Raw genomic sequence first — 14828 nt, 5'->3', positions numbered from 1 at the left:
AGCATGAAGAATTTAGTTAAATATATAATGATCGCTGCAAGCTTAGGCCTAGCAGTGTGGAGCACAGGGTGTAAGAAAGCATCGGATAAAGGTTTCCTTGATCCGACCGATATTGGACAAATCAATGAGCAGACTGTATTTGCCGATAGTGCGCTGAGTATGCAGTTTTTAAACTCTGTATATGGAGAGCTCAATAGAACCTATTTCATGCAGAATGGAACCGGTGGCGGTGGAATCTGGGCTTTCTCAGACGCCACAGATGATGGGGAAGCACGCTGGTCCAGTGGTTTTTCTCAGGGTTATAATATGGCCAACGTTGCCGGTGGATCGGATAATGCCTTTAGCTTATCTACCTGGACCACCTGTTATGCTATGGTGAGAAGGGTGAATGTATTTTTATTTAATATCGACAGAGCACCGCTTTCTGCAGCAAAGAAAACCAGACTGAAAGCAGAATCCAGATTTTTAAGGGCTTTCGCTTATTATCATTTGTTGAGAACTTTTGGAGGTGTTCCCCTATTGGGAGATACGAAATATGAGCTGACAGACAATTTTATGCTGCCAAGGAGTACTTTCACAGCCACTGTCGATTACATCGAAAAAGAGCTGGATGGAGTGGTACCAATCTTATCACTGGATTATCCGCCGGAAGATTTCGGACGCCCAACCAGAGGTGCAGTATTGGCCATTAAAGCGAAATTGCTGCTGTTGGTGGCCAGCCCGCTTTACAATGAAAGTAATCCGAATTCAGGGCCCGTAAAAGAGCTTCTTGGCTATGGGAATCCGGACGCGAATCGCTGGAAGAAAGCTGCTGATGCGGCAAAGACAGTGATGGACCTGGGCATTTACCACCTGGTAGAGGATAATACCACTGCGCCAGGATATGGTTATTATGATATGGGTATCCAGCGTAAAAATTCGGAGTATATCTTTCAGATCATGATGAACACCGGACGTTTTTATGAGCAGTATCTTTTGCCAGCTTCCAGAGGTGGACAGAACTATGGAAACCCTACACAGCAATTGGTAGATGACTATGGAATGGCCAATGGTAAATTGATTACTGAAGCAGGGTCAGGATATGTGGAAACTGCCCCTTATTTAAACCGTGATCCAAGATTCGGATATTCTATTTTATACAACCAATCGCTTTGGCTTGACAGGACTAGCTTAACGAAGAAACCTGTTGATTTATACATGCAGGCACCCGGTGATGGAATGAGTACTGCTCCATATAATACCGTTACCGGATACTTATGGAGACGATTCTGCAATGAAAATGCAGGTGGTAATTTTGGAGTAACTAGTCAGATCGGATTGGTGGTATCTAGATATGCAGATATCTTGTTAGGGTATGCAGAAGCCTTAAATGAGTATCAAGGGCCGAATTCGGAAGTGTATACGGCAGTGGAAGCGGTTCGTAAACGCGCCGGTTTGATGCCTTACGCTCTGGCGACAGGTTTAAACAAAGAGCAGATGCGCATGATCATTCGTCATGAACGACGCATTGAATTTGCGAATGAAGAAGGACACCGCCTGTTTGATATTTATAGATGGAAGGTGGCAGAGGATGTATTGAACGGTCCAATGGGAGGAATGCGCTGGACAAAAACTGGCAGCACTTTTACCGGAGCGCGTATTGTATTTGAAACCAGAAAATTCAATAGTCCGCAGATGTATTATCAGCCGATTCCATTGAAAGAAGTAAACAAAAACAACCTTTTAATTCAGAATCCAGGTTGGTAAAAATCTATAAATTAGAGCTGACAACTGAACAATTGCAATCCCTGAACCCCTTTTAATAATCAAACACATGATCAACCACCCAAAAATGCCCTACACCTATCCTGATTCAAGGCGATCCTTACAAAAAATGTTGATCATCGTATGGTTGTTGACCGGGGCTCAGGCTGCATTTGGGCAGCCTGAAAGTCTTGGAAATGGGCTTAGTAGTGACTTTGTCAAAGGCTTTAGTTTTGAGGACATCGCCACCAAAGTAACTACTTACCGAAACTAGAATACACAAAACCGAAACAATGAAGAAATTATTGATTGCAGGATTAGGCCTTGCAGCATTGATGAGTTTGCAGCCCCTAATGGCACAACAAACAAGTCCGAAAGAAAAGATCAATTTAATGCATGGTTCCCATAGAGCCGGAAAACGTATGGATGCAGCTATGGAAAAATGGCGTGGCTACGGCTTAGGGCAGTTCATCCACTGGGGCCTTTATGCCATTCCAGGTGGTGAATGGAACGGAAAACCCTATAATGGTGCTGCGGAATGGATTCGTTCCTGGAATGGGATTCCCAATTCTACCTACGATTCCCTGATTTACAAGTTTAATCCTACCGCATTTGATGCGACGTCATGGGCGAAATCAGCGAAACAAATGGGCGCCAAGTATGTCACCTTTACCACAAAACACCACGATGGTTTTTGCATGTGGCCAAGTAAGTACAGCAAGTATACCGTAGCCAATTCTCCTTATAAAAAGGATATCGTAAAGGCGGTTGTTGATGCTTATGATAAAGAAGGGATAGATGTGATTTTATATTTCTCGGTCATGGATTGGAGCCATCCGGATTGGCGTTATGACCTCAAGACAAAAGAAGACAGCATCGCTTTTGAGCGTTTTAAGAAGTTTACCCGCAACCAGCTGATTGAATTGCTGACGAATTATCCGAAGGCAAAAGGGCTTTGGTTTGATGGCACATGGGATAAATCATGGGTAAAACAAGCTGCTTTTGCGGATGAACTGGAAACGGAAATGCGCAAACTTCGTCCGGGGTTAATCATTGGCAGCCGATTTAGGGCTGATGAAAACGGGAAACGTCATTTTGATTCCAACGGCGTGTTGATGGGAGATTATGAGCAAGGTTGGGAGCGTAAAATTCCTAATACAATTGAAGATGTACATGGCAACGACTGGGATTGTGTGATGACCGTTCCTGAGAACCAATGGGGCTATAATAAAGCCTGGAATGGTCACATTAAAACGACCAATGAACTGCTGGAGATGACTGCGAAATGTGTTTCTCTGGGCGGAAATTTTGTCCTCAATTTTGGTCCTCAGGGTGATGGGGCTATCCGTAATGAAGAATTAACACTCGCCAAACAGATTGGAGACTGGATGAAGGTGAATCAGGCAGCCATTTATAATTGTGGTTATGCCGCCTATGACAAGCAGGACTGGGGTTATTTTACCAAAAAGAACGACTCTGATCAAATTTATATGCTGGTATTTAATGTGCCTGTTTCTGGTGCTTTAAGGGTAAAGACTCCTGGAAAAACCACGATCAGCAAAGCTTATTTATTGGCGAATGCTCAGGAAACTTTCCTTCCGGAAGAGATCAGCAGCAATGAATATTTTTTACACCTGAAAAAGAAAGATCATCAGCAACCCTTTGTCATTGTACTCGAGACGGCAAATAAACAAGACAATAACGGGACAAAATACGAGAAAGCTAAAATTTAAAAACGAAATACGATTATGATGATGAGGAAACCTGGAAGACCGCTGTTCCTAGTAATGGCATTGATGATGTTGTTCAATGCCACAGTAAGGTCGCAAACTAAGCCCGCAAGACAGGTGATTAACATCAATAGCGACTGGCAGTTTAAGAAAGATGCAAACCGGAGGGATGCTGCACTGACGGATCTGAAATGGAAAAACGTAACAATTCCACATACCTGGAACGACCAGGACATACAAGCTGGAAAGGGTTTTTATGCTGGTGATGCGAGCTATCAGAAAGAACTTTTTGCCGCTGCAGACTGGAAAGGGAAACGTGTATTTATACGTTTCGAAGGTGTCGGATCTGTAGCACGTTTATATGTAAATGACCGTTATATCGGTGAACATAAAGGTTCCTATTCTGCCTTTGTATTCGATATTTCCTATGCTCTCAAGTATGGGGAACAGAATAAGATTGAAGTAAAAGTGAACAATGAAGAGCGGGAAGATGTGATCCCGATTAACAATCGATTATTCCCAATTTATGGAGGAATTTATCGTCCAATAGCTTTGATCATAACCAATAGTGTAAACATCGCAGTGACTGACCTGGCTTCGTCTGGTGTGTTTATTACTCAGCAGGACGTATCGGCTAAATCAGCAGCATTAAAAGTAAAGGTGAAGCTGGAAAACAAATCGGAAGCCGCAGCGGCTAAACTGACGTTGTCTACCAGTATTTATGATGCCGCAGGTAAGATGGTGAAACAAGCAGCAGAAAAAATCATGGTTTCCAGACAAGGGGAACAGCTGTTTAATCAACAGCTGATGGTGTCAGATCCACACCTTTGGAACGGGATAAAAGATCCTTATCTGTATAAATTGGTGGTACGATTAGCCGATGAAAAAGGGATCATTGATGAAGTTACACAGCCATTGGGACTGCGTAAATTTGAGATGAAACCCGGAAAAGGTTTTTACCTGAACGACCAGCCCTACCGATTATTGGGGGTTTGCAGACACCAGGATAAACAAGATGAAGGAAATGCGTTGTCGAATGCCCAGCATGCTGCCGACTTGGAAGATATCAAAGAAATGGGCACTACTTCCATTCGCTTTGCACATTATCAGCAGTCAGAATACCTATATTCAAAATGTGACAGCATGGGATTCGTGATCTGGGCAGAAATCCCATTTGTAAATGCAGTATCTACTAAGGAAGCCGGAAACGCACAATCGCAGCTTAGGGAATTGATCCGTCAGAATTATAACCATCCTTCAATATATGTTTGGGGGCTTCATAATGAGGTGTATGGAAAAACACCTGATGATTATACCGCGGTGCTGACCAGAGATTTAGATGATATTTCAAAAACAGAAGACCCGGATCGTTACACCGTAAGTGTGAGTGGCTACGGAGAGATGGATCGTCCAACAAATTTAAATGCAGACATCCAAGGGATGAACCGCTATTATGGCTGGTATGAAGGTAAGATTGGGGATTTGGAACAATGGGTTTCCGGACTGGAGCAGAAGTTTCCAGACTATAGAATGGTCTTGTCGGAGTATGGAACTGAAGCAAATATCGCGCAGCAGGAAGAAGTAAGCAGGGAAACCGGAAATCCATCCGGACAAATATGGCCGGAAGCCTATCAGCAGAAATTCCATGAAATTCAATGGGGGATTATAGACAAACATCCCTACATCGCGGCTTCTTACGTATGGAATATGTTTGATTTTGCAGTGCCACCTGCAAATGGAGGCAATGTTCCTGCAAGAAATATGAAGGGATTGATGACTTTCGATAGAAAGGTGAAAAAAGATGCGTTTTACTGGTATAAAGCAAATTGGAATCCTGAACCGATGGTCTATATTACAGGTAGACGCTTTACCAAAAGAACAAATCCGAAAATAACGGTGACCGTGTATTCAAATACAGGGACACCGATATTAATGGTGAATGGTAAGAAGATTACTGATGTGAAGAAAGGGACCACCAGTGTCCATTATATATTTGAGAATGTGAGACTTCAAAAAGGAAAAAATAAAGTAGAGGCCATTGTCAGTACAAATAACCTAAGAGATCAGGTAGATTGGAACCTGAATTAACCACTTATAAAAGACCTACCTGTTCAACAGGTAGGTCTTTTATAGAAATCCAGACCGAACAAGAGTAAACGCAAACTATCATCGTTTTAATTTGTTTTAATCCCATAAATGTATTTTCATTTTTGAACTCTTTATTATGCCAGAATTACCAGATTTAGAAGTATTCAGCGCAAACCTTAATGAAGCCTTTGCCGGTAGAAAATTGAGCACAGTAGAAGTGCCTAATGATAAAAAACTGAATGTAACTCCTGAAGAATTGAGGGAAGTACTGAATGGTCAGCTACTGAAATCTGTGACCCGATCCGGAAAGGAACTTCATTTTAACTTTGAGAAGGATTTGCTGGCATTACACCTCATGTTAAGGGGGCAATTGCATTTCTTTGAAGAAATTCATGCTATAAAATATCCGGTTATAGCATTGTATTTTGAGGGTGATCTGGGCTTAGTGATGTCAGATCCACAAAAAATTGCAACACCAACCTTAAATCCTGGGCTTGCAGCTGCACCTGATGCGCTGGACAAAAAAGTAACACCAGAGTTTTTGAAGGAGCACTTAAAGGGTAAAAAGGCAGCTATTAAAGGGATATTATTAGATCAGCACCAAATCAGAGGAATTGGCAATGCATATGCTGATGAGATTTTATGGAAAGCCAGGATTTCTCCCTTTTCTATTGCCGGAAAGATTCCTGAAGGAAAAGTTAAAGATTTACATCATGCCATCCAGGAAGTGCTGACAGATGCGGTAGAGGAAATCAGAAAAGCACATCCAGGAAGTATAACTGGGGAATTCAGAGATTTCCTGAAAGTACATACGCAGCACAACCCCACAAGTCCAACCGGTGCAGAGATTCTCATTCATAAGAGTGGCGCCAGGAAAACTTATTATACAGAAGAGCAGCAGCTTTTCAATTGATCTTTTAAGTAAAAAATGTAGGTTTACTGATCTTTATAAAGACAGCCTGATGGCAGGCTACTTAACTATAAGGTATGCACTAAGGAAATGGCTTCTTTTCTCGCCTTTTGGCACACCATAGTAATGGTATGCACATGTTTTTTTAGAATTTTATAAGGAGCATCCAAAGTATCTAAGGCTTCAAGTTCAGTTTTTAGCTTGTTTTCTAAGCCAAGAATAGAAATACTGGGTAGCATATAATGGGCACTTTGTTTCAGTTGATTAAAATTGCCCTCATTGAAATTCGTATTCAATAGATGGAGGTCTTCGAGAATTTGATCAATAAAAATTTCTACAATCTCTTTTTCAAAGGCTAAATCTCCATTGCTAAGGGTCTCAATATAGCTGAGGTCTATATATTCGTATTCTGGAGCGGTATAGGAGTTAGGTTGAGGCATTTGTTGAGTTGCGATAATTAACTGCTATAAGCAAAAAATAAGCCAGTTCCTGATTTATAAGATTTGCATGCGTTTATTTAAGGCAGCACGGTAGGCATCGGAAACAGGAACGAAGTTTTTATCGAGGACTAAAGTATTGCCTTCCAGGGTATCTATTTTGCTGACATTAACGATAAAGGAGCGATGAACCCTAAGAAAAAAATTGTCTGGCAGCTTATCAACTACCGATTTAAGTGTTGAATGAATGAGGTAAGTATGGTCGCTGACATATATTTTTACGTAATCACCCTGTGCCTCCAAAAATAAAACCTGGTCGAGCGATAATCTTCTGATCGTATTCGAATCTCTGATGAAAATATAATCTTTATCCCTGATCGCAGTGCTGAATGTTTTGGTCTTTACAAATTCCCGCAAACGTTCCATGGATTGAAGAAACCTGACGGGACTCACTGGTTTGATCATAAAATCAATCACATTAAGGTCAAAAGCATCGGCAGCATAGTTCCGCTCCGAAGTGGTGAAAATAATCATCGGGCTGCTTTTTCCAAGGCTTTTTACCAATTCCATCCCTGTCATACCAGGCATTTCAATGTCCAGAAACAACAGGTCAATAGGTTGGTTAATGATTTCATTATAAGCTTCTTCAGCATTGCTGCATTCCCCGGCAAGCGTAAGCGAACTGTCCAGACTGATCAGCTTTTTGAGGGTAGTTCGGGCGATTTTATGATCGTCAACGATGAGGCAATTCATGAGCGTTAAGTTAACCTGGTTCAAAATAGTTATAAATGATCAAAAAATGAAAGTGTTTTTTAGCTTGTTTAACGATCGATTATGCCTTTCTATCTATTCTTGCTTTCTACATTCGTTAAACCTATTTAATTTTGTCTTACTAAATCGATCAGAGCAGAAAGATTTTTTAGAGCGGATAAGTGGGGGGGAAGAATTGCAGATGGTTAAAATACTTCGGTATTTTCCATCTGCATTATTAGTTGAAGATCATTTTAAATGAGCTATCTTTAAATAAATTTAGCTTATCATACTCGATGTACGGAGATCATGTAAACCTTCTTCCAATTCCCGGAGAAGCGTTGTTCCTTCCAGTTTTTTTTACGGAAGAAGAAAGTAATGTATTTTTTGATGAACTGACTACTGGTATCACCTGGAAACAGGAACCGATCCAGATTTTTGGTAAAACTGTTTTACAGCCTCGTTTTACTGCTTTTTATGGGGATCCAGAGCTGAGCTATAGCTATTCTGGGATCACCATGGATGCTTTACCATGGACAGCGGCTTTATTGGCGATAAAGGAAAAAATTGAAACACGTTACCAGGTGAAATTTAATGTGTGTTTGCTGAATCATTATCGGGATGGGAGCGATAGTATGGGTTGGCATAGAGACAATGAAAAGAGTTTGGGAAGGTATCCTTTCATTGCTTCTGTGAGCTTTGGTGCCCACAGGATTTTCCAATTCAGGAGGTATAAAGAAAAACTGCCTATCATCTCTATAGACCTTACTGCAGGGAGTGTGCTGATCATGAAAGGGGAAACCCAGCATTATTGGGAGCATCGGCTGCCGAAAACGGTCAAAGTAACTGAGCCTAGAATTAACCTGACTTTTAGGCTGATCCTGGATAAATAAGTCGTCTTAAATGGTCCTGTGCTGATTGTTGTATTTAAGTCAGAATAGCGGAAAGAGTTTTGTAAATATAATTTACCCATTACTTTTGTTAACGGTGTTAACAAAAGTATACATGATATGGGAATTGCAGAGCGTAAAATCAGACAGAGGGAAGAATTCAGAGCTAGTATTTTAGAAGCAGCATGGCAGCAGGTTATTTCTGACGGCTGGCAATCTTTATCTATCCGAAAAATTGCCGATGCTATAGAATACAGCATTCCAGTGATTTATAATCACTTCGAAAACAAAGAGGCGATTCTTTTAGAATTTACAAAAGAAGGTTTTCAGAAACTGGCGGATACTTTGCAAACAGTTAAAGGCCAATATACCATTCCAGCAGAGCAATTGGAAGCCATGGCACATGCTTATTGGGATTTCGCATTTGACCATAAAGAATACTATCAATTGATGTTTGGTTTAGGTATTCCTGCCTGCGACCGTGTAAATGAAATCGAAGAACTGAAAAATGCGACCAGCATTATGATTTCTAGCATCAAAAATGCAATCGAAGAAAGCAGCCATCCTGAAACCGACTACTTTTTAAAATACCATACTTATTTGTCTATTCTTCATGGTCTGGTCTCTATTCAGATGATTCAAAAAGAAGGAAAACCAGATGCAGCGAAGAAAATGATCCTTCAAGATGCAATTTCTGGCTTCATTATCTCTATAAACAGGAAGTAATTCTTAATTTTAATCTATCTTATCACCTATAAACCATACCTACGTCAATGAGAAAACTATTCAACACGAATTTTAATCAAGAGGGCATTCATTTTATGTTGCTAGTCCTGCGTGTAGCCATTGCTGCTTTTATGTTAGCACATGGTTATCCAAAACTACAATATCTAACCTCTGGTGGCCCAATAGAATTTATGGATTTCTTAGGAATCGGTCAAACTGCTTCCCTTGCACTCGCCGTTTTTGCTGAATTTTTCTGCTCTATATTATTGCTGTTTGGATTAGGAACCAGATTAGCAGTCCTCCCTTTAATAGTAACTATGCTGATCGCCATATTTATGGTGCATGCAGCAGATGCTTTTGAAAAGAAAGAACTGGCTTGTCATTATTTGCTGGTTTACTTATTTCTATTGATATCAGGAAGCGGTAAATACAGTATCGACTATATCATTAGCCGGAACCAAAGTAAAAGAAGACGCTAGACACTTATCCTGCAGGTCTTTTATATCAATTGGAAGAATAATCCGTTATAGCTAGGTCACACACAAGAACAGTAAATCATGAAAAAGATTATTATCCTTTGCCTAACGGCGATTATCATTCAAAGCTGTAGTGTCAGCAAACAACAAATAAAAGCGCTGGAAAAATGCACCTATAAAGTCGTTTCTGCTGATCAGATCTCTCTTGGAGGTACAGATGTGAAGCGATTGCTGAATGGTCAGGAGCTTAATTTGGCCAGTCTTCCTGGATTAGCGCTTGGATTGTTAAGGCAAGATGTGCCTTTAAAAGCACGCATAAACCTTGAAATTACAAATCCAACTCCCAATACCGCTGCAATAAATGAATTTGAATATAAAATTCTGATCAACAAAGCGGAAATTGCTTCTGGTTTTGTAAACCAGGAAGTAAAGGTAGAAGGAGGAAAATCAACTGTTGTCCCTGTAGATATGGTGGCAAATATTTATCCTTTTGTGACGAATAGCAAGGTGATGGGGGAGATCACCGAATTTCTTAAGGGAAACAAAGGTGGTGGAGAGAAAAAAGGTATACTTACTTTAAAAATCAGACCGAGCATTAAAGTTGCCGGTGCATTGATTAAATATCCAGGATTCATCACTATAGATAAAGAGGTGAGCAGTAAGATTTTGTTGTAAGACGCCTTTTTGTTTTACAACCTGATTACAAATATTGACGAAATTAAGTTTCAGATTGAGGATGTTTTATTTACATTCGGATATTAAGATCTGTTTATGAACCTTCGTCAATATTTGTTTTTAATACCATTTGTTCTTCCATTTTCTTTAAAAGCGCAATCTACTGTGCAGCAGTTGAATGCAGCAGAGATTAAGCAAGGCCTGGAAGCGTTAAATGTGACTGGCAGTGTTTTGTATATCGCGGCACACCCTGACGATGAAAATACACGTCTCCTGGCCTATCTGGCCAAGGAGAAAAAGGTAAGAGCAGGGTATCTATCGCTCACAAGGGGAGACGGTGGCCAAAACCTAATTGGCAATGAGCAGGGCGAATTACTTGGCCTGATCCGTACTCAGGAGTTGTTAGCCGCCAGAAAAACGGATGGAGCAGAACAGTTCTTTACCAGAGCCAATGATTTTGGCTTCTCTAAAACACCAGAAGAAAGTTTCAAAATCTGGGATAAGAATAAAATTCTTGCTGATGTTGTATGGGTGATTCGTAAGTTTCAGCCTGATGTGATCATTACCCGTTTCCCGGAAGATGGACGTGCCGGACATGGGCATCATTCTGGTTCCGCAATTCTCGCACGCGAGGCCTTTGTGGCCGCAGCAGATCCAAAACAGTTTCCTGATCAATTGACGTATGTGAAACCATGGCAAGCTAAAAGAATCGTTTGGAATACTTATAATTTTGGAGGAATGAACACGACTGCCGATGATCAATTGAAGATTGATGTTGGTACATACAATGTGTTATTGGGTAAAAGTTATGGGGAAATTGCTGCGGATAGCAGATCTAATCATAAAAGTCAGGGGTTTGGTTCCGCAAAGCAACGCGGTTCAGCTTTGGAATATTTTAGCCCTATCGCCGGATCAAAAGCGAAATCTGACTTGTTTGAAGGGCTGGATTTTACGCTCAACAGCTATCCTGGAGCCAAACAAATCCAACAATTGGTAACAGATATCAATAACGAATACCAGGTTTCCAATCCTGGAGCCTCTGTGCCAAAATTGTTAAAATTAAAAGAATTAGTGAAGGGAAAGGCATTTAAACAGGATTTGCTAGATCAGTTGATTCTTGCTTGTTCCGGGGTATGGCTGGAGGTGGCGGCCCTAAATCCTGCCTATACTTTGAATGATTCTATTCCAGTGAAAATACAGGCGATCGCAAGAGCGGGAAAAGATTTCTCTTATCCTATTTTAGTCACCGAAGAAAGTAGCGGAGCCAGTGTACAACTTGCGCCTAATCAATTGGTGGTGTTAGACCGTAAGATATTTGGAACTGCTTCCAGAATTACCCAGCCTTACTGGCTGGAGAAGAAACATGGTCAGGGTAGTTATACTGTAGATGACCAATCCTTAATCGGACTTCCGGAAAATGAACCTTTCATAAACGGGATATTTCATGTTAAAATTGGAGATCAGCTGATCGAAAAAAAGGTACCTGTCATTTATAAATTTACGGATCCTGTAAGAGGAGAAGTTTATCAGCCATTGGTTATTGCTCCTCCAGTAACAGCGACCTTCCAGGAAAATGCCTTCCTTTTTAATGGTCAGGAAAGTAAAATGATCACTGTGGCACTGAAAAGCTTTCAGGAGAAAGAGGTAAATGGCAGCTTAACCGTGCAATTGCCAGAAGGCTGGAAGATGACGCCACAGCAGTTGGATTTTAAACTCAGTAAAAAAGGAGCACAGGAAATGCTGACTTTTAAATTGAGTCCGGCCGCCCATGCTAAAACTGGAGAAATGGGGTTGAATGTCAATGTAAATGGGAAAACTTTTCATCAGGGATTACGGGTGTTGAATTATGACCATATTCCCTTACAAACGTTATTTCCACTGGCTTCCGCAAAGATCGACCAGACTGACCTGAAGTTTGCCGGTAAGAAAATTGGTTATATAGCCGGAGCAGGCGACCTGATTCCGGAATCTCTGAAGCAGATTGGTTTTGAACTGACACAGCTTTCTGAGCAGCAAGTTCTAAATGGGGATCTTGCTCATTTTGATGCCATTGTAACTGGCGTTCGTTTATATAATATCAATGCTCAGATTAATGCTATGCAGCCAAAACTGATGAAGTATGTAGAGAATGGTGGTGTTTTATTAGTGCAATACAATGTTAATTCCCCACTGAAGCTGGATCATATCGGGCCTTACCCTTTCCGTTTAACCACCGAAAGGGTAACTGAGGAAGATGCAGCTGTTCATGTACTGGCGCCTAATCATCCTGCCTTAAATTATCCTAATAAAATCAGTCAACAGGATTTTGAAGGCTGGGTACAAGAAAGAGGCTTGTACTTCGCCGTAGATGTTGATGCTAAATATATACCTATCCTTGGAATGCACGATACCGGTGATACGGAGAAAAGTGGTTCCTTACTGGTTGCCGATTATGGCAAAGGTAAATTTGTTTATACTTCCCTATCCTTTTTCAGGCAGTTGCCTGCAGGAGTTCCAGGCGCCTACCGACTGTTTATAAACCTGCTTTCAAAAAAGAAATAATGGATAATTACCGGGTATTTTATAGGTTTTTAATTGGCTGGCTCATCTTTTTAATCATAGCATTTTATGCGTTTACTAAATATTTTCAATGAGTAACATAGATTGGGCAGTATTGATCATTACCCTGGTGGCCATTGTCGTTTATGGCATTTATAAAAGCCGGGGAGCTAAAAATATTCAGGGTTTTTTGCTGGGCAACCAAACGGCACCATGGTATCAGGTATGTCTTTCGGTAATGGCCACACAGGCCAGTGCGATTACTTTTTTATCCGCTCCAGGCTTAGCTTACTCTTCAGGAATGAGCTTTGTGCAATTTTATTTCGGTCTGCCATTGGCGATGATTGTATTGTGTATTACTTTCGTGCCGATATATCACAGACTAAAGGTGTATACCGCCTACGAGTTTTTGGAACAGCGATTTGATTTAAATACCAGGGCATTAACCGCGTTCTTGTTCTTGATTCAGCGGGGCTTGTCTACCGGAATTACTATTTATGCACCTTCGATTATTCTTTCCACGATATTAGATATTAATACTACTTACACTACGCTGTTCATTGGAAGTTTAGTGGTGTTTTATACGGTTTATGGAGGTACAAAAGCAGTGTCCTATACCCAGATGTTACAAATGAGTATCATTTTCTGTGGACTATTTGCTGCAGGAATCATGGTGGTGCATTTACTTCCTGGAGATATTGGTTTTGGGAAAGCCCTGAGCATTGCCGGAAAAATGGGCAGGACAAATGCGATCGATTTCACCTTTGACCTGAACAATCCTTATACGGTTTGGTCTGGCCTGATTGGTGGATTCTTTTTGCAGCTTTCTTATTTTGGAACGGATCAAAGTCAGGTAGGACGGTATTTATCGGGTGCTTCTGTGAACCAAAGCCGTTTAGGGCTTCTGATGAATGGATTGGTTAAAATCCCGATGCAATTCCTGATTCTTTTGATTGGCGTACTTGTGTTTACTTTTTACCAATACAATCGCCCGCCTATCTTTTTTAACAGCTTTGAATTAAATAAGTTGGAAAAGAGCGAATACCAGCCGGAACTGAATAAGTTAAAAACTGCTTATGATCTGTCATTTGTAGAAAAACAAAAGGTAGTAGATCAGATGAATCAGGCTTTAAACAAAGGGGATAAATCGGAAATTGATCGTTATCGGACTGACTTACAAATGGCTGATGAAAAAGGAAAGTCGATCCGAAAGGAAGTGACTACACTGATGACGAAGAATGATGAACATGCAGATGTCAATGACAACAATTATATCTTTCTGAGTTTTGTAACGCAATACTTGCCTAAAGGGCTAATTGGATTGCTGATTGCTATTATATTTTTAGCTTCGATGGGCTCAACAGCCAGTGCCTTGAACTCTCTGGCCTCTACAACTGTTATCGATATTTATAAAAGACTGATCCGCAAGGATGGGTCTGATCATGAATACCTGCAGGCTTCCAGATGGGCAACCGTGTTTTGGGGAGTAATCTGTATCATTATGGCCTTATATGCCAGTAAAATCGGGAATTTGCTGGAAGCAGTGAATATCCTGGGTTCTTATATTTATGGGACCATTTTAGGGGTATTTCTAGTAGCTTTTTACATCAAACAGGTCAATGGGAGAGCGGTTTTTCTTGCTGCAATTACGGCTGAAATCGCAGTGGTACTCATTGGCAGGCAAGATTGGGTTGCTTATTTATGGCTCAATGTGATTGGTTGTATGCTGGTTGTGCTATTGTCGATCGTCATTCAGCAGTTTACCAAGGAAACTAAGCGCTTAGAAAAACCGGTATAGACCGGCTATTTATTCAAAAACGGGCTGCATCATTAGGATGCAACCCGTTTTTGTTTTAACCGATGTG

At 40.8% G+C, this 14828-nt stretch carries 13 protein-coding genes; 11 read left to right on the top strand and 2 right to left on the bottom strand.

Annotation, left to right across the window (positions count from 1 at the left end; genetic code table 11):
* Nucleotides 1–3: 3 nt before the first annotated feature.
* The 5 genes from AQ505_RS21170 to AQ505_RS21150 all read left to right on the top strand — a co-directional run bounded on the left by AQ505_RS21170 (nucleotide 4) and on the right by AQ505_RS21150 (nucleotide 6474).
* Complete coding sequence (locus AQ505_RS21170; RefSeq protein ID WP_082461664.1) at nucleotides 4–1746, top strand: RagB/SusD family nutrient uptake outer membrane protein; 1743 nt, start codon at nucleotides 4–6, stop codon at nucleotides 1744–1746.
* 67 nt (nucleotides 1747–1813) lie between these two features.
* A complete protein-coding gene (locus AQ505_RS21165) occupies nucleotides 1814–2017 on the top strand; it encodes a hypothetical protein (protein ID WP_062550020.1) in 204 nt (67 codons plus the stop codon).
* A gap of 19 nt (nucleotides 2018–2036) precedes the next feature.
* Nucleotides 2037–3476 carry an alpha-L-fucosidase gene (locus AQ505_RS21160; RefSeq protein WP_062550019.1) on the top strand — a complete coding sequence of 480 codons (1440 nt, stop codon included), beginning with the start codon at nucleotides 2037–2039 and terminating at the stop codon, nucleotides 3474–3476.
* Between the two features lie 15 nt (nucleotides 3477–3491).
* The gene (locus AQ505_RS21155; RefSeq protein ID WP_197286250.1) at nucleotides 3492–5561 is read left to right on the top strand and encodes a glycoside hydrolase family 2 protein; all 2070 of its coding nucleotides are present in this window, start codon (nucleotides 3492–3494) and stop codon (nucleotides 5559–5561) included.
* A gap of 136 nt (nucleotides 5562–5697) precedes the next feature.
* On the top strand, nucleotides 5698–6474 hold the full coding sequence (locus tag AQ505_RS21150; RefSeq protein ID WP_062550018.1) for a DNA-formamidopyrimidine glycosylase family protein: 777 nt from the start codon (nucleotides 5698–5700) through the stop codon (nucleotides 6472–6474).
* Between the two features lie 65 nt (nucleotides 6475–6539).
* On the opposite strand, the gene AQ505_RS21145 is transcribed toward AQ505_RS21150, so the two are convergent.
* Both AQ505_RS21145 and AQ505_RS21140 read right to left on the bottom strand, forming a co-directional pair.
* Nucleotides 6540–6911, bottom strand: a complete 372-nt coding sequence (locus tag AQ505_RS21145; protein WP_062550017.1) for an Hpt domain-containing protein — start codon at nucleotides 6909–6911, stop codon at nucleotides 6540–6542.
* Between the two features lie 54 nt (nucleotides 6912–6965).
* The gene (locus AQ505_RS21140) at nucleotides 6966–7661 is read right to left on the bottom strand and encodes a LytR/AlgR family response regulator transcription factor (protein WP_062550016.1); all 696 of its coding nucleotides are present in this window, start codon (nucleotides 7659–7661) and stop codon (nucleotides 6966–6968) included.
* Nucleotides 7662–7954: 293 nt separating this feature from the next.
* Here AQ505_RS21140 and AQ505_RS21130 point away from each other — a divergent pair, with 293 nt between their 5' ends.
* The 6 genes from AQ505_RS21130 (at nucleotide 7955) to AQ505_RS21105 (ending at nucleotide 14761) form a co-directional block, all read left to right on the top strand.
* Nucleotides 7955–8551 carry an alpha-ketoglutarate-dependent dioxygenase AlkB family protein gene (locus tag AQ505_RS21130; protein WP_062550014.1) on the top strand — a complete coding sequence of 199 codons (597 nt, stop codon included), beginning with the start codon at nucleotides 7955–7957 and terminating at the stop codon, nucleotides 8549–8551.
* Nucleotides 8552–8668: 117 nt separating this feature from the next.
* A complete protein-coding gene (locus AQ505_RS21125) occupies nucleotides 8669–9274 on the top strand; it encodes a TetR/AcrR family transcriptional regulator (protein ID WP_062550013.1) in 606 nt (201 codons plus the stop codon).
* A gap of 47 nt (nucleotides 9275–9321) precedes the next feature.
* Nucleotides 9322–9753, top strand: a complete 432-nt coding sequence (locus AQ505_RS21120) for a DoxX family protein (RefSeq protein WP_062550012.1) — start codon at nucleotides 9322–9324, stop codon at nucleotides 9751–9753.
* A gap of 78 nt (nucleotides 9754–9831) precedes the next feature.
* Nucleotides 9832–10425 (top strand): hypothetical protein, encoded by a 594-nt coding sequence (locus AQ505_RS21115; protein WP_062550011.1) that lies wholly within the window; start codon nucleotides 9832–9834, stop codon nucleotides 10423–10425.
* A 96-nt stretch (nucleotides 10426–10521) separates the two neighbouring features.
* Nucleotides 10522–12966, top strand: coding sequence for a PIG-L family deacetylase (locus AQ505_RS21110; RefSeq protein ID WP_062550010.1), 2445 nt, complete (start codon nucleotides 10522–10524; stop codon nucleotides 12964–12966).
* Nucleotides 12967–13054: 88 nt separating this feature from the next.
* Nucleotides 13055–14761, top strand: coding sequence for a sodium:solute symporter (locus AQ505_RS21105; protein ID WP_062550009.1), 1707 nt, complete (start codon nucleotides 13055–13057; stop codon nucleotides 14759–14761).
* Nucleotides 14762–14828 lie beyond the last annotated feature (67 nt).

Source organism: Pedobacter sp. PACM 27299 (assembly GCF_001412655.1).
GTDB lineage: Bacteria > Bacteroidota > Bacteroidia > Sphingobacteriales > Sphingobacteriaceae > Pedobacter.
The sequence above is the reverse complement of the archived record's forward strand: the minus strand, read 5'-3'. Positions and strand labels throughout refer to the sequence as shown.